Source organism: Streptomyces sp. RerS4 (assembly GCF_023515955.1).
GTDB lineage: Bacteria > Actinomycetota > Actinomycetes > Streptomycetales > Streptomycetaceae > Streptomyces.
Window position 1 is genome coordinate 5,273,666 of sequence record NZ_CP097322.1, and the last position, 14,119, is coordinate 5,287,784.

The 14,119-nt window shown below is 74.3% G+C and carries 14 protein-coding genes; 8 read left to right on the plus strand and 6 right to left on the minus strand.

The window, feature by feature from the left end; genetic code table 11:
• Nucleotides 1–49: 49 nt before the first annotated feature.
• From M4D82_RS24505 to M4D82_RS24515, 3 genes are all read left to right on the plus strand, one after another.
• Nucleotides 50–550: a CinA family protein gene (locus M4D82_RS24505; RefSeq protein ID WP_249768078.1), complete on the plus strand. Its 501-nt coding sequence runs from the start codon at nt 50–52 to the stop codon at nt 548–550.
• Between the two features lie 109 nt (nt 551–659).
• On the plus strand, nt 660–1,040 hold the full coding sequence (locus tag M4D82_RS24510; RefSeq protein ID WP_249768079.1) for a helix-turn-helix domain-containing protein: 381 nt from the start codon (nt 660–662) through the stop codon (nt 1,038–1,040).
• A gap of 177 nt (nt 1,041–1,217) precedes the next feature.
• Nucleotides 1,218–1,538 carry a hypothetical protein gene (locus M4D82_RS24515; protein WP_502989088.1) on the plus strand — a complete coding sequence of 107 codons (321 nt, stop codon included), beginning with the start codon at nt 1,218–1,220 and terminating at the stop codon, nt 1,536–1,538.
• Here M4D82_RS24515 and M4D82_RS24520 read toward each other — a convergent pair.
• From M4D82_RS24520 to M4D82_RS24535, 4 genes are all read right to left on the minus strand, one after another.
• Nucleotides 1,486–2,256: an SDR family NAD(P)-dependent oxidoreductase gene (locus M4D82_RS24520; RefSeq protein WP_249768080.1), complete on the minus strand. Its 771-nt coding sequence runs from the start codon at nt 2,254–2,256 to the stop codon at nt 1,486–1,488. The two genes, M4D82_RS24515 and M4D82_RS24520, sit on opposite strands and share 53 nt — an antisense overlap.
• A gap of 65 nt (nt 2,257–2,321) precedes the next feature.
• Entirely contained in the window at nt 2,322–3,128 is an 807-nt protein-coding gene (locus M4D82_RS24525) for an Fpg/Nei family DNA glycosylase (protein WP_249768081.1), read from the minus strand.
• 129 nt (nt 3,129–3,257) lie between these two features.
• On the minus strand, nt 3,258–3,941 hold the full coding sequence (locus M4D82_RS24530; RefSeq protein WP_249768082.1) for a hypothetical protein: 684 nt from the start codon (nt 3,939–3,941) through the stop codon (nt 3,258–3,260).
• A 219-nt stretch (nt 3,942–4,160) separates the two neighbouring features.
• Nucleotides 4,161–8,759, minus strand: coding sequence for an ATP-dependent helicase (locus M4D82_RS24535; protein WP_249768083.1), 4,599 nt, complete (start codon nt 8,757–8,759; stop codon nt 4,161–4,163).
• Nucleotides 8,760–8,839: 80 nt separating this feature from the next.
• On the opposite strand from M4D82_RS24535, the gene M4D82_RS24540 reads away from it, so the two are divergent.
• From M4D82_RS24540 to M4D82_RS24550, 3 genes are all read left to right on the plus strand, one after another.
• Complete coding sequence (locus M4D82_RS24540) at nt 8,840–9,679, plus strand: AraC family transcriptional regulator (RefSeq protein WP_249768084.1); 840 nt, start codon at nt 8,840–8,842, stop codon at nt 9,677–9,679.
• Nucleotides 9,680–9,792: 113 nt separating this feature from the next.
• Nucleotides 9,793–10,509, plus strand: coding sequence for an AzlC family ABC transporter permease (locus M4D82_RS24545; protein WP_502988993.1), 717 nt, complete (start codon nt 9,793–9,795; stop codon nt 10,507–10,509).
• A complete protein-coding gene (locus M4D82_RS24550; RefSeq protein WP_249768085.1) occupies nt 10,506–10,814 on the plus strand; it encodes an AzlD domain-containing protein in 309 nt (102 codons plus the stop codon). The genes M4D82_RS24545 and M4D82_RS24550 overlap by 4 nt, the downstream gene beginning before the upstream one ends.
• Here the strand turns inward: M4D82_RS24550 and M4D82_RS24555 are convergent.
• On the minus strand, nt 10,811–11,752 hold the full coding sequence (locus tag M4D82_RS24555) for a hypothetical protein (protein ID WP_249768086.1): 942 nt from the start codon (nt 11,750–11,752) through the stop codon (nt 10,811–10,813). The two genes, M4D82_RS24550 and M4D82_RS24555, sit on opposite strands and share 4 nt — an antisense overlap.
• A gap of 81 nt (nt 11,753–11,833) precedes the next feature.
• Between M4D82_RS24555 and M4D82_RS24560 the strand changes: the two genes are divergently transcribed.
• Complete coding sequence (locus M4D82_RS24560; protein WP_249768087.1) at nt 11,834–12,028, plus strand: DUF3046 domain-containing protein; 195 nt, start codon at nt 11,834–11,836, stop codon at nt 12,026–12,028.
• Nucleotides 12,029–12,308: 280 nt separating this feature from the next.
• The gene (locus tag M4D82_RS24565) at nt 12,309–13,400 is read left to right on the plus strand and encodes an AI-2E family transporter (RefSeq protein WP_283844551.1); all 1,092 of its coding nucleotides are present in this window, start codon (nt 12,309–12,311) and stop codon (nt 13,398–13,400) included.
• Here the strand turns inward: M4D82_RS24565 and M4D82_RS24570 are convergent.
• Complete coding sequence (locus tag M4D82_RS24570; RefSeq protein WP_249768089.1) at nt 13,345–14,112, minus strand: Clp protease N-terminal domain-containing protein; 768 nt, start codon at nt 14,110–14,112, stop codon at nt 13,345–13,347. The two genes, M4D82_RS24565 and M4D82_RS24570, sit on opposite strands and share 56 nt — an antisense overlap.
• Nucleotides 14,113–14,119: the final 7 nt, after the last annotated feature.

Genomic DNA, 14,119 nt, shown 5'->3' on the forward strand with positions numbered 1-14,119 from the left:
GGCGGGGGAGACGCCGGACGCCGCGCGAGCGGGGGAAGCCGGTGCGCGAGTGGCCGGAGAAGTACTGCGGTTGCTCGCGGAGAGTGACCAGACGCTGGCGGTGGCGGAGTCGCTGACCGGTGGGCTGGTGGCCGCCGAGCTGACGGCGGTGCCCGGGGCCTCCCGTTCCTTCCGCGGTTCGGTGACCGCCTACGCCACGGAGCTGAAGCATCTGGTGCTGGGTGTGGACGCGGGCCTGCTGGCCGCCGAAGGCGCGGTGAACGCGCAGGTCGCGGAGGAGATGGCCGTCGGAGTCCGGCGTGCGCTGGGCGCATCGTGGGGGATCGCGACGACGGGAGTGGCCGGTCCCGACCCTCAGGACGGGCAGCCGGTGGGCACGGTTTTCGTGGCCGTGGCGGGGCCGGCGGGCAGGAAAACGGTCCGTCTGCGGTTGAACGGCTCCCGTGCGGAAATCCGTAGGGAGAGTGCACGGACAGTGCTCGAACTCCTCTCGAGCGAACTCCGCGAGAATCTGCGGGGGCAGGATACGGAACAGAACGGGGGGATTTGATGTTTGCAGCCCTGAGTGAACACGACATCGCTCCCCGCACGGCCGCGGCGCGAGGCGGTACGGTGGGGCGTGAAGGTTACGGCTACACGGTCAGAGGAGGGAGCCACCGATGATTCTGCTCCGTCGCCTGCTGGGTGACGTGCTGCGTCGGCAGCGCCAGCGCCAGGGCCGTACTCTGCGCGAAGTCTCCTCGTCCGCCCGAGTTTCGCTCGGCTATCTCTCCGAGGTGGAGCGGGGGCAGAAGGAGGCATCCTCCGAGCTGCTCTCCGCGATCTGCGACGCGTTGGACGTACGGATGTCCGAGCTGATGCGCGAAGTCAGTGACGAGCTGTCGCTGGCGGAGCTTGCGCAGTCGGCCGCCGCAAGCGAACCGGTGCCGGCACCGGTGCGCCCGATGCTCAATTCGGTCTCCGTGGCCTCGGTCGCGGGCGGACCCGAGCGGGTGACCATCAAGGCACCCGTGGACGCGGTGAACGTCGTAGCCGCTTGAGCGCACACGTGAGCGTGTGAGTGTGGCGGGAGCCCCGGGTGGTGCGTGAGCACCGGCCGGGGCTTCTTGCCGTCCGGGGCCGACGGCTGGGGGGCCTTCGGCCCGTGTTCGGGTGCGGGCGCGGGGGTGGTGGGGGAGGATGAAGCCGTCCGGGAACCGGCCCGCTGGGAGGTCGCCGTGCGGCGGTTACAACACATACCCCCGACCGTGGCCCTCGCGGTGGCCGTGGGCGTGCTCTGGTGGTGGGCCGTGCTGAGGCTCGCGCTGGCGCCCGCCGAGGCCGGGCCCGTGGAGGCCGCGGTGGCCGCGGGCGGCTGGGGGCTGGGACTGCTGCCGGTGCACTGCACGCCGTGGCGGGCGGCGGGCGGGAGCCACGGCGAGGGTCGGGGCGTCACCGGGGTCCGGGGCGTCACCAGGGCCCGGGGCGTCACCGAGGTCCGGCGCGTCACCAGGGCATCGAGACTCCCCCGTTCGGGCGAAGGATCTGCCCCGTCATGAACGAAGAGGCGTCGGAGGCCAGGTAGAGAACCGCTTGCGCGATGTCCTCCGGCTCACCGACCCGCCCGAGCGGAGACATGCGGACCATGGCCGCCTCGGTCCGCTGCCGGACCTCGGGGCTGTGGCGGGCGGTCATGGGGGTACGGATCCACCCGGGGGCGACCGCGTTGACGCGGATGCCGTGCGGGCCGCTCTCCGTGGCGAGGGTCTTGGTCAGCTGGACCACGGCGGCCTTGGCCGCGCTGTAGCAGAGCAGGCCGGGCTGGGCGGCGTCCACGGCGCCGGAGGCCATCGTGATCACCGAGCCGGGTCGGCCGGCGGCGATCATGGCGCGGACGGCTTCCTGGCAGGTGCGCAGGACGCCCTTGAAGTTGATGTCCAGGATCCGATCGAGGTCCTCGTCGGTGGTGTCCAGGACGCTGCTGGTGTGCATGACGCCCGCGATGGCGGCGGTGATGTCGAGGGGTCCGGCGGCCGTGACGGCGGCCCGCAGGGCGGCCCGGTCGGTGACGTCGAGGCGGTGGGCGCGGGCGACGCCGCCGGCACCGGCGATCAGAGCGACGGTTTCGGCGAGGCCCCGCTCGTCGCGGTCCGCGCAGTGCACGGCCGCGCCGGCGCCGGCGAGGAGTCGGGCGGTGGCGCGGCCTATGCCGCCGGCGGCTCCCGTGACGAGCGCGGTGCGGCCGGTGAGGTCGTACGAGGCGGTGGGTGTGGGCATGCGGGGACCGTACGAGCAGATCTGACGGGGCGTCAACTGTGCTGCGCGGTCCGTGGGCGGGACCCTCAGGGGGTCGGGCCGTGTTGGCAGCGGGGGCACCAGTAGGTGGGGCGGTCGTCCTGGGGAGCTTCGCGGATCGGGGTTCCGCAGCGCAGGCAGGGGCGGTGGGCGCGGCCGTAGACGAACAGCTCTTGGCCGGGGCGGAGGCTGCCGGTGGTGTTGCGGTGGCCGCGCCGGCCGGTGTCGCCGATGTTCGCGGCCAGCAGGCGCTGCGCGGCGGAGGCCAGGCGTGGGAGGGTGGCCGGCGGGTCGGGGAGCGCCCCGACCGCGGTCCAGGGGGTGACCTGGGCCAGGAAGCAGAGCTCGGCCTTGTACACGTTGCCGATGCCCGCCAGGTTGCGCTGGTCGAGCAGGGCCTCGCCGAGGGGGCGCTCGGGGTCGGCCAGGAGGTTCGCGGCGGCGCGGGCGGGGTCCCAGTCGGGGCCGAGGAGGTCGGGGCCGAGGTGGCCCACGACGCGGGCCTCGTCCGAGGTGCGCAGCAGTTCCAGGACGGGGAGGCGGTAACCGACGGCGGTGGCGTCGGCGGTGGCCAGGACGGCCCGGATCTCGTGGGCGGGGCCGCCGTGCCACTTCTGGCCGGCGGCGAAGACGTGCCAGGCGCCGTCCATGCGCAGGTGGCTGTGGAGGGTGAGGCCGCCTTCGATGCGGGCGAGGAGGTGCTTGCCGCGCGGGGTGACGTCGAGGGTGGTGCGGCCGGTGAGGTCGGCGGTGGCGAAGCGGGGGACGCGCAGGTCGGTGACGGTCAAGGGTCTGCCGGCGAGGGCGGCGTGCAGGCGGGCCGCCGCGCGGTGGACGCTGTCTCCTTCGGGCACGGTGCCATTGTCGCTCCGGGGACGGGGCCGGGGACGGCGCAACCCCTGCGGCGGGTCGTCGCCACGGGGGTTGCGTCGGGTTCCATCGGGTTCCGTCGGAGGGTTCAGTCAGCGGAGAGGCGCCGGCGCCTACTTCCAGACGAGTTCCTTGTTGTTGTTCAGCGAGTTGTACGGGTCGCCCCAGTACTGGGCGCCGGAGACCTTCGTCTGGGCGGAGGGGGCGAGGGCCACGGCGCAGCTGGTCTGCGTCCGACCGTTGGTGAAGCCCTTGGGCAGCGACTCGTTCGGGCACTTCTCGAACTTGCCGATGATCGAGACGCCCTGCGCCTCGGAGCCGTCCCCGAGCAGGCCCTTGATGTGGCCCACGGTGGAGTACGACAGGTCCGTCGTGCCGGTGTTCTTGATCGAGTAACGGATGTAGTAGGGGATCATCCCCTTGACCTTGTCGCCGAGCTTGAGCACGTCCAGGTCGGCCGGGTTGCCCTGCTCGATCGCGGTGACGGTGAGGGCGATCTGGCCGCCCTTGTTGCTGCCGTAGCTGAAGGGGACCGTCGCGCTCTCGCCGATCTTGAAGACCTGGCCCGGCTTCGCGACGCCGCCCGCGCCGGCGGCCGGCGCGCTCGCGTCCGTACTGGGGGCAGCGGAGGGGGCGGACGTGGCGGACGGGGCGGAGGATGCGGCGGAGGACGGGGCGGCCGTCGCCGGGGCGGACGGCCGGTCCGAGATCAGCTCTTCGTTGCCGTCCTTGCAGCCCGTCAGGACGAGGGTGCCGGCGACGGCCAGGCCGATCGTGCCCAGAGTGGTTTTGCGCATGGTGAAGGTGCTCACTTTTCTTGTCCCCCATGGTGGTGGTGCGTTCCACGGCGTCGTCTGCGACGTGTGTGATCACCTTGATAAAGCACGGATAAGCGCTTCGGTCGTCCTGAGGACCTCTTACGGGCGACCGGCGACGGTTTCGTGACATGCCCAAGACATCCGATGCGCGGCCGATACCGCCTGACGTGCTCAATCGGGGCGCTCATTCGCGGGTGCTCAATCGCGCAGCCGCAGCCCTCTCGGGGTGGCGTGGAAGCCGGCCGTCTCCAGGGCGGAGCCGAAAGGCGAGGTCAGGGCCGCCGCCGCGTTGATCCGCTCCACCGTCAGCGTCGGCAGCGCGCCCGTACGCGAGGCCGTCACCAGCGCCGCCGTGGCCGCCGCGAGACGTGGATCGCCCGGCTCCGGCCACGCCAGCAGGGTCTTGCCGCCGCGCTCCAGGTACAGGGTCAGCTCCCCGTCGACGAGGACCACCAGCGAGCCCGCCTTGCGGCCCGGCTTGTGCGTGGCCCCGGCGGGAGGCTCCGGCCAGGGCAGGGCCGCCCCGTACGCGTTCGCCGGATCGGCCGCCGCCAGGACCACCGCCGCCAGCGGGGGAGGGGTCCGCTCGGCGGCCCGGAGCCGGTCCACCGCCCCGTCCATGGCGAACTGGGCCGCGCCCAGCCCCTCCACCACATAGCCGCGCCGGGCCTGCCCGCTGTCCTCGAACGCCGACAGGATCCGGTAGACCGCGCTGAAACCGCCCTCGACGCCCTCCGCCGCGACGGCGCCCCGCGTGACCACGCCGTGGCGGTCCAGGAGCGTACGGGCCAGGGCGTGGGCGCGGTGCGTCGGATCGGGGGCGGGCGCCGGCAGCAGCGACCAGCGGCCGGAGACCGTGGGCGGGCCGCTGCGGGTCACCGTCGCCCCCAGGGTGCCGTACCGGCCGCGCGGCACCGTACGCCGGGCCCGGTGGGCGGTCGCGCCGGCCGTGCGGCCCGAGCCCAGCAGGGAACGCAGCGGGGCCAGGCTGTCGTTCGTCAGCCGGCCGGACCAGGCGAGGTCCCACAGGGCCGTGGACAGGGCCAGGTCCGAGGCCTCCGGGTGGCGGGCCCGCACGGCGTCGGTGAGCTGGCGGAAGAACAGCCCGTACCCCCCGGAGAGGGCGTCGAGGACCGCCCGGTGCAGCTCGGACAGCTCCAGCGGGTGCGGCTCGGGCAGCAGCAGGGGGGCCGCCTCCGCCAGGTAGAGGGAGATCCAGCCGTCCTTGCCCGGCAGGGCCCCCGCGCCCGCCCACACCACCTCCCCGCTGGTGGTCAGCTCGTCCAGCAGGCCCGGGGCGTAGCCCGCCACGCGCGACGGCAGCACCAGCCGCTCCAGCGCCGACGCCGGCACCGGGGCGCCCTGGAGCTGCTCCACCGCGCGGGCCAGGCCGTCGATCCCGCGCAGGCCCCCGCCCAGGTGCTGCCACTGCGGCAGGAAGGTGGCCAACGAGGCCGGCGGGACCGGCTCCAGCTCCTGGCGCAGCGCGGCCAGCGACCGGCGGCGCAGCCTGCGCAGCACCGCCGCGTCACACCACTCCTGGCCGATGCCCGCCGGATGGAACTCGCCCTGCACCACCCGGCCCGCCGCCGCGAGTCGGTGCAGCGCGCCCTCCGTCACCGCCGCGCCGAGGCCGAAGCGGGCGGCCACGGCGGCGGTGGTGAACGGTCCGTGCGTACGGGCGTACCGGGCCAGGAGGTCGCCCAGCGGGTCCTTCACCGGCTCGGTGAACGCCTCCGGCACCCCGACCGGCAGCGCCGTGCCCAGCGCGTCCCGCAGCCGGCCCGCGTCCTCCACCGCGGCCCAGTGGTCCGCCCCGCCGATCCGGACCCGGATGGCCCGCCGCGCCGCGCCCAGGGACGCGGCCCAGTCCGGCTCCGCGCCCCGCGCGGCGAGCTCCGCCTCCGTGAGCGGGCCCAGCAGGCGCAGCAGGTCCGCCACCGACTCGGCGTCCTTGGCGCGCCGGTCATCGGTGAGCCACTGGAGCTCCCGCTCCAACTCCTCCAGTACCTCGGCGTCGAGCAGTTCGCGCAGCTCCGCCTGGCCGAGCAGCTCGGCGAGCAGCCGGGAGTCCAGCGACAGCGCCGCCGCCCTGCGCTCGGCGAGCGGGGAGTCCCCCTCGTAGAGGAACTGGGCGACGTAACCGAACAGGAGGGAACGGGCGAAGGGGGAGGGCTCCGGGGTGGTGACCTCGACCAGGCGCACCCGGCGGGCCTCGACGTCGCCCATCAGCTCCGTGAGCCCCGGTACGTCGAACACGTCCTGGAGGCACTCCCGTACGGCCTCCAGCACGATCGGGAACGAGCCGAACTCGGAAGCCACCTGGAGCAGTTGCGCGGCACGCTGGCGCTGCTGCCACAGCGGTGTGCGCTTGCCGGGGTTGCGGCGCGGCAGCAGCAGCGCGCGGGCGGCGCACTCGCGGAAGCGGGAGGCGAACAGGGCCGAGCCGCCGACCTGGTCGGTGACGATCCCGGCGACCTCGCCCTGGTCGAAGGTGACGTCGGCGGCGCCCAGCGGGGCCTGTCCGTCGTCGAACTCGAAGGATCGCGCGGCCACCTGCGCCGGGTCGTGGTCGAGGAGGTCCATGCCGAGCAGGTCCGCGTCCGGCAGGCGCAGCACGATGCCGTCATCGGCGTGCATGACCTGGGCGTCCATCCCGTACCGCTCGGCGAGGCGGGCGCCGAGGGCCAGCGCCCACGGGGCGTGCACCTGCGCGCCGAACGGCGAGTGGACCACCACCCGCCAGTCGCCCAGCTCGTCACGGAAGCGCTCCACGACGATGGTCCGGTCGTCCGGTACGTGTCCGCAGGCCTCGCGCTGCTCGGCGAGGTACGCGAGCACGTTCTCCGAGGCCCAGGCGTCCAGGCCCGCCGCCAGGAGGCGCAGCCGGGCGTCCTCGGCGCTCAGACCGCCCAGCTCGCGCAGGAACGCGCCGACGGCGCGGCCCAGTTCGAGGGGGCGGCCCAACTGGTCGCCCTTCCAGAACGGCAGCCGGCCCGGCACCCCGGGCGCCGGGGTGACCAGGACCCGGTCGCGGGTGATGTCCTCGATCCGCCACGAGGTGGTGCCGAGGGTGAACACGTCGCCCACGCGGGACTCGTAGACCATCTCCTCGTCCAGCTCGCCGACCCGGCCGCCGCCCTTCTTCGGGTCGGAGCCCGCGAGGAAGACGCCGAAGAGTCCCCGGTCGGGGATGGTGCCGCCGGAGGTGACCGCGAGGCGCTGGGCGCCCGGCCGGCCGGTGATCGTCCCCGCCACCCGGTCCCACACCACGCGGGGTCTCAACTCGGCGAACGCGTCCGAGGGATAGCGGCCCGCCAGCATGTCCAGCACCGCCGTGAACGCCGATTCGGGCAGCGCCGCGAACGGGGCGGCCCGCCGCACCAGGGCCAGCAGGTCGTCCAGCTGCCAGGTGTCCATCGCCGTCATCGCGACGAGCTGCTGGGCCAGCACGTCCAGCGGATTGGAGGGGATGCGCAGCGACTCGATCGCCCCCACCCGCATCCGCTCGGTGACCACCGCCGCCTGCACCAGGTCCCCCCGGTACTTCGGGAACACCACCCCCGTGGAGACCGCGCCCACCTGGTGCCCGGCGCGACCCACCCGCTGGAGCCCGGAGGCCACCGAGGGCGGCGACTCCACCTGCACCACCAGATCGACGGCGCCCATGTCGATGCCCAGCTCCAGGCTCGACGTCGCCACCACGGCCGGCAGCCGGCCCGCCTTCAGATCCTCCTCGACCAGCGCCCGCTGCTCCTTGGACACCGATCCGTGGTGGGCGCGGGCCAGCAGCGGCGGGGCGCCCTGCGCGCCGCCCGACTGCGCCATGATCTCGGCGGGCGGCGGCGCCCCCTCGCCGAGGACCTCGCCCGTCGCCCGCTCGTACGCGATCTCGTTGAGCCGGTTGCACAGCCGCTCCGCGAGACGGCGGGAGTTGGCGAACACGATCGTCGAACGGTGCGCCTGGACGAGATCCGCGATCCGCTCCTCCACCTGCGGCCAGATCGACGGCCTGTCGCCGCCCTCGCGGCCCTCGGAGGCCGGGGAGCCGCCCAACTCGCCCATGTCCTCCACGGGTACGACCACCGACAGGTCGAACTCCTTGGTGGACGGCGGCTGCACGATCTCCACCCGGCCGCGCGGCGCGAGGTAGCGCGCCACCTCCTCGACCGGCCGGACCGTCGCCGACAGGCCGATCCGGCGGGCGGGACGCGGCAACAACTCGTCCAACCGCTCCAGGGACAACGCCAGATGGGCGCCCCGCTTGGTCCCGGCGACCGCGTGCACCTCGTCCAGGATCACCGTCTCCACCCCGGCCAGCGCCTCCCGGGCCGACGAGGTCAGCATCAGGAACAGCGACTCCGGCGTGGTGATCAGGATGTCCGGCGGTCGCGTCGACAGCGCGCGGCGCTCGGCGGGCGGGGTGTCCCCCGAACGGATCCCCACGCGGACATCGGGCTCGGGCAGACCGAGCCGCGCCGACTCCTGCCGGATCCCCGTCAGGGGACTGCGCAGGTTGCGCTCCACGTCGACCGCGAGCGCCTTCAGTGGCGACACGTACAGCACCCGGCAGCGCTTCCTCGCCTCGGCGGGCGGCGGGGTCGACGCCAGCCGGTCCAGGGCGGCGAGGAAGGCGGCCAGCGTCTTGCCGGAGCCGGTCGGCGCCACGACCAGGACGTCCGACCCCTGCCCGATCGCGGCCCAGGCGCCCTCCTGCGCGGCCGTCGGCGCGTCGAAGGCCCCCGAGAACCAGGAGCGGGTCGCGGGAGAGAACGAGTCGAGCGCGGAGCGTGCCATCCCCCCATCCTGCACCCGCCCACCGACAACGCCCCGGACCTGGGGAAACGCCCTCGCCGGCCGGGGCGCAGAATGGGGTCATGGGGAGCGCCGAGGGGAACGGGGAATGGGCACGGCACTGGCGGTACGCCCAGCTGCCGGGCCTCGACCTGCTGCGCGCCCACTACGTACGCCACACCTTCCCGCGCCACGCCCACGACGGGTACGTCATCGCGGCCGTCACCGGCGGCGTCGAGGAGATCGGGCTGCCCGGCGGAGCCGTGCGGGCCGGCCCCGGCAGCGTCGTCCTGATCAACCCGGAGGTCCCCCACTCGGCCCGCGCCGGCGTGCCCGAGGGCTGGGCCTACGCCACCCTCTACCCCTCCCGCGCCCTGATCACCGAGGTCGCCGCCGAGCTGGGCACGCTGCGCGGCACCCCGGGCTTCACCGCCGACATGGTCGCCGACGCGCGGGCCGCGCGGGCGATCGCCGAGGTGCACCGGGCCGCCGAGGCGGGCAACGCGCTGGCCGCCGACACCCTGCTACGGGGCGTGGTGGCGCGGATGCTCGGCCGGCACGCGGGACCGCTGCCCGCCCGTACGGTCCGGGGCGCGGGCACCGCCGACGCCGAACGGGCGCGGGCGGTGCTGGAGGGGCGGATGGCGCAGCCGCCCTCGCTGGAGCAGCTCGCGGCGGAGCTGGGCACGAGCCCCTTCGCCCTGCTGCGGGCCTTCCGGGCGCGCTACGGGATGCCGCCCCACACCTGGCTCACCGACGCCCGGGTCCGGCGGGCGCGCAGGCTCCTCGACGCGGGCACGGCCCCGGCGGAGGCGGCCGTCGCCGTCGGCTTCACGGACCAGCCGCACCTGAACCGGCACTTCACCCGCATCGTGGGCGTCCCGCCGGGCGCCTACCGCCGGGAACGGGCCACCGAAGGCTGAGCCGGGGCGGGGCTGCCCCTCGGGCTCCGCGCGCCGGTGCGCGCGCCCCGGCGTGCAGGAACGTGCAAGAACGTACAAGACCCCGACCCACCGGCCCCCGTACGTTCGGCCGCGTGGGAGAACAACGGATCGTGACACAGGAGACCCCCGTCGGGGTCGACGCCGGTCGGCCGCGCGCCGCCGTCATACGGGACGCGCTCGGCGTGGGGGTGGCCGTCGGACTGTCGGGCTTCGCGTTCGGCGTGACCGCCGCCGGAGCCGGCATCAGCACCCTGCAGGCCTGCGCGCTGAGCCTGCTGGTCTTCACCGGAGCCTCGCAGTTCGCGCTGGTCGGAGCCCTCGCGGCGGGCGGCAACCCCTTCACCGCCGCCGCCGGCGCCTTCTTCCTCGGCACCCGCAACGCCTTCTACGGACTGCGGCTGTCCCAGCTGCTGGCGCTGCCCCGCGCGGCGAAGCCCTTCGCCGCGCACTGGGTGATCGACGAGACCACCGCCGTGGCCCTCGCCCAGGGCGACCGGAAGTCGGCCCGGCTCGGGTTCACCGTCACCGGGCTCTCCCTCTACGTCCTGTGGAACCTGACCACCCTGCTCGGCGCGCTCGGCGCCGAGGCCATCGGCGACACCAACGCCTGGGGACTGGACGCCGCCGGACCCGCCGTCTTCCTGGCCCTGCTCGCGCCGATGCTCAAGACCGCCACCGAACGGGCCGTCGCGGCCCTCGCCCTGGTGCTCGGACTGGGCTTCCTGCCGGTGCTGCCCGCCGGGGTTCCCGTACTGGTCGCCGCGCTCGCCGCGCCGGTCGTGCTGTGGATGAAGGGACGCCGCCCGTGAACGTCTGGATCGCCATCGGGCTCACCGTCGTCGGCTGCTACGCCGTCAAGCTCGCCGGACTGCTCGTGCCCGCCGCCGCCCTGGAGCGGCCGGTCGTGCGCAGGCTGGCCGCCCTGCTGCCCGTCGCGCTGCTCGCGGCGCTCACCGCCCAGCAGACGTTCAGCACCGGCAGCGCGCTCGTCCTCGACGCCCGCGCCGCCGGGCTCGCCGCCGCCGGGGTCGCCCTGCTGCTGCGGGCCCCGTTCCTCGTCGTCGTCGCGGCGGCCGTCGTGGTCACGGCGGGCGTGCGGGCGCTGGGGGGCTAGGTCGTCTCTTGGGAGGCCTTCGCCGGGCCGAGGGGGCGACCGTACGACCGGAGTGTCAGCAGGGCCTCCAGGGTGGCGATCGGGCGGCGCTCCAGGGAGCTGCCCGGGGCCCAGGCCCGGCGGCGTACCGGCCAGCCGCCGTCCGGCCGCTGCTCCGCCACGAGGAAGTCCAGCGAGCGCCGCATCTCCTCGTCGGTGAACCAGCCCCGGGCCAGCGACTCCGGACGGCGGGCGTAGTCGTGCGGGAAGAGCAGCTCGCCGGGGGCGTAGCCGGGGGAGGGCGGGTACTCCTCGCCGCGGGCCGGGTCCAGCACCGCCAGGCGCCGCTCGCGCACGAGCCGGCCCAGCCGGTCCGCGGCCGCCGTCGCGCGGGCCCGGTCGGGTACGCCGTCGAGGAACGCGACCGCGCTCTGGACCTCGTACGGGTGCGCGTGGCGCAGCGTCTCGACGCGCTCCCAGCAGAAGTCCGTCGCCCGGAACAGCCACGCGTGCCAGATCCGGTTGCGGTGCAGGACGCCCACGACCGGGCCCGTCGTCAGCAGCTCGCCCGGCGGGTCGTCGCGCACCGGGTGGTACGGGGCCGCCGGGTAGGCGCGCGGGGCGGGCACGACCAGGGGCAGCGCCCCGTCGGAGGTCGAGACGAGGGTCAGGTGGTGGCACAGCCGCTCGACGCGCCGGCCCGCGCAGCGGCCGAGGCCGTCGAGGATCCGCAGGGCGTGCGCCGTGTGCAGGGGCTGGCTCAGGGGGCCGCGCAGGTCCGGGTCGAGCGCGTGCCCGTAGCCGCCGTCGCCCCCCAGGTACGCGCCGAGGGCCGCGTCGACCGGGTCGGCGTCACCGCCGAGGAAGTGGAACGCGAACCGGCGCTGCTCCAGCACGCGGGCCGTGAGCCAGATGAACTGCTCGGCGCGGGCCAGCGGGGAGGCTTCGTCTCCAGGCATGCCAGAAACCGTAGGACGCCGGACGCGGGCCGGGAGGGGCGAACGGGACCGGTGCACTCTCCGGAGCGGGATACTGGGGGCATGCGGTTGACGATTTTCTGGGAGCGGATGGCGGAGCACTTCGGTGCCTCCTACGCCGACTCCTTCGCCCGGGACCACGTGATGGCCGAACTCGGCGGACTCACCGTCCACCAGGCGCTCGAAGCGGGCTGGGAGACCAAGGACGTGTGGCGCGCGGTGTGTTCCGCGATGGACGTGCCCGCCACGCTGCGCTGAACGGGCCGCCGCACGGCCGCCGCGCGAGCCGCCGTCGCGTGGAATTCGTCGATTTCGTGGTTCGGGCGGCCGGTGGGACAGACTGGGCGGCGTGGCAGCGAGAGACGAGACGACCCGCCCGCGAGGCCGGGCCCGCGAGGACGCGACGGCCGCCCCCGGAACCGCGCGGGCGGCGGACGCCCCCGGCGCTCCCGGTCCGACGCCGCCCTGGCCGCCGGACCCGGCCGGCCCCGGCGGGCCCGGCCGTCGGGTACCCGGCGGGGCGCAGGCGGAGGCCCGGATGCCGGGCTGGCTGCCGCGCGCGGTGATCCTCGTACTGGCCCTCGTGGCCTGCTTCCAGCTCGGCAGTTGGGCCTTCCACCAGCTGGTCGGGCTGCTGCTCAACATCCTGATCGCGTTCTTCCTGGCGCTCGCCGTGGAGCCGGCCGTGGCCCGGATGGCGGCCCGCGGCATGCGTCGCGGGTTCGCCACCTTCCTGGTGTTCCTCATCGTGTTCGTGGCGGCGGCCGGCTTCGTCACGCTGCTCGGATCGATGCTCGCCGGGCAGATCGTCTCCATGGTCGCGAGCTTCCCGCGCTACCTCGACTCGGTGATCGACTCGATCAACGCGACGTTCCACACCCAGCTGTCCCGGCTGGAGATCCAGGACAGCCTGCTGCACTCCGACTGGCTCCAGAAGTACGTACAGAACAGCGCGAGCGGAGTGCTCGACGTGTCCACCACCGTGCTCGGTGGGCTCTTCCGGCTGTTGACGGTCGGTCTGTTCTCCTTCTACTTCGCCGCCGACGGGCCCCGCCTGCGGCGCGCGCTGTGCTCCGTCCTGCCGCCCGCGAAGCAGGCGGAGGTCCTGCGGGCCTGGGAGATCGCCGTCGCCAAGACCGGCGGCTACCTCTATTCCCGGGGCCTGATGGCGCTGATCTCCGGGATCGCGCACTACGTCCTCTTCGCGATCCTGGACGTGCCGTACGCGCCCGCGCTCGCGGTGTGGGTGGGGCTGGTGTCCCAGTTCATCCCCACCATCGGCACCTACCTGGCGGGCGCGCTGCCGATCCTGATCGCCTTCACGGTCAATCCCTGGTACGCGCTGTACGTGCTCGGATTCGTGGTGGTCTACCAGCAGTTCGAGAACTACGTGCTGCAACCCAAGCTGACCGCGAAGACCGTCGACATCCATCCGGCCGTGGCCTTCGGCTCGGTCGTCGCGGGCACCGCCCTGATGGGAGCCGTCGGGGCGCTGATCGCGATCCCCGCCGTCGCCACCCTCCAGGCCTTCCTCGGTGCCTACGTGAAGCGGTACGACGTGGCCGACCCCGTCGTCACGACTCCCGCGCCGGCCCGTCCGCGCCGACGATGGGGGCCAGGAGCGCGTTGAGTTCGGCCTCGGCGGCGGCCTTGTCGACGCCGAGTACGGCGCTCAGTACGCCGTCGCCGTCCTCCTGTTCGAGGAGGGCGAGCAGGAGGTGTTCGGTGCCGACGTAGTTGTGGCCCAGGCGCAGCGCCTCGCGGAAGGTGAGTTCCAGGGCCTTCTTGGCGGAGGCGTCGAAGGGCACCAGGTCGGGGACCTCCGCGACCCGTTCGGGCAGGTGGGCCGTGGCGGCCGCGCGGACGTCCTCGGGGGCGACGCCCTGCGCGCGCAGGACGACCATGGCGAGGCCCTCGGGCTCGGCGAGCAGACCGAGCAGGAGGTGCTCGGTGCGGATCTCGGTGTTGCCCGCCTTGCGGGCCTCCTCCTGCGCGGTCACGACGACGTTGCGGGCGCGGGGGGTGAAGCGGCCGAAACCCTGGTTCGGGTCCATGGCGGCCTCGCCCTCCTTGTCGGCCTTGGGGACGAAGCGCTTCTGGGCGGCCTGGCGGGTGACGCCCATGCTGCGGCCGATGTCGGTCCAGGAGGCGCCGGAGCGGCGGGCTTGGTCGACGAAGTGGCCGATGAGGTGGTCCGCGACGTCCCCGAGGTGCTCGGCCGCGACGACGGCGCCGCTGAGCTGTTCGAGGGTGTCGGTGTGGACCTTCTTGATGGCCTCGATCAGGTCGTCGAGGCGGACCGGGTTGGTCATGCGAACGGGTTCCACGGAAGGGTTCGTCATGGATGCA

What these genes read in the sequence shown, in the direction of transcription:
- M4D82_RS24510 (WP_249768079.1), top strand. Translation starts at nt 660, where the DNA reads ATGATTCTGCTCCGTCGCCTGCTGGGTGACGTGCTGCGTCGGCAGCGC.
- M4D82_RS24520 (WP_249768080.1), bottom strand. Translation starts at nt 2,256, where the DNA reads ATGCCCACACCCACCGCCTCGTACGACCTCACCGGCCGCACCGCGCTC.
- M4D82_RS24530 (WP_249768082.1), bottom strand. Translation starts at nt 3,941, where the DNA reads ATGCGCAAAACCACTCTGGGCACGATCGGCCTGGCCGTCGCCGGCACC.
- M4D82_RS24535 (WP_249768083.1), bottom strand. Translation starts at nt 8,759, where the DNA reads ATGGCACGCTCCGCGCTCGACTCGTTCTCTCCCGCGACCCGCTCCTGG.
- M4D82_RS24540 (WP_249768084.1), top strand. Translation starts at nt 8,840, where the DNA reads ATGGGGAGCGCCGAGGGGAACGGGGAATGGGCACGGCACTGGCGGTAC.
- M4D82_RS24555 (WP_249768086.1), bottom strand. Translation starts at nt 11,752, where the DNA reads ATGCCTGGAGACGAAGCCTCCCCGCTGGCCCGCGCCGAGCAGTTCATC.
- M4D82_RS24560 (WP_249768087.1), top strand. Translation starts at nt 11,834, where the DNA reads ATGCGGTTGACGATTTTCTGGGAGCGGATGGCGGAGCACTTCGGTGCC.
- M4D82_RS24565 (WP_283844551.1), top strand. Translation starts at nt 12,309, where the DNA reads ATGCCGGGCTGGCTGCCGCGCGCGGTGATCCTCGTACTGGCCCTCGTG.
- M4D82_RS24570 (WP_249768089.1), bottom strand. Translation starts at nt 14,112, where the DNA reads ATGACGAACCCTTCCGTGGAACCCGTTCGCATGACCAACCCGGTCCGC.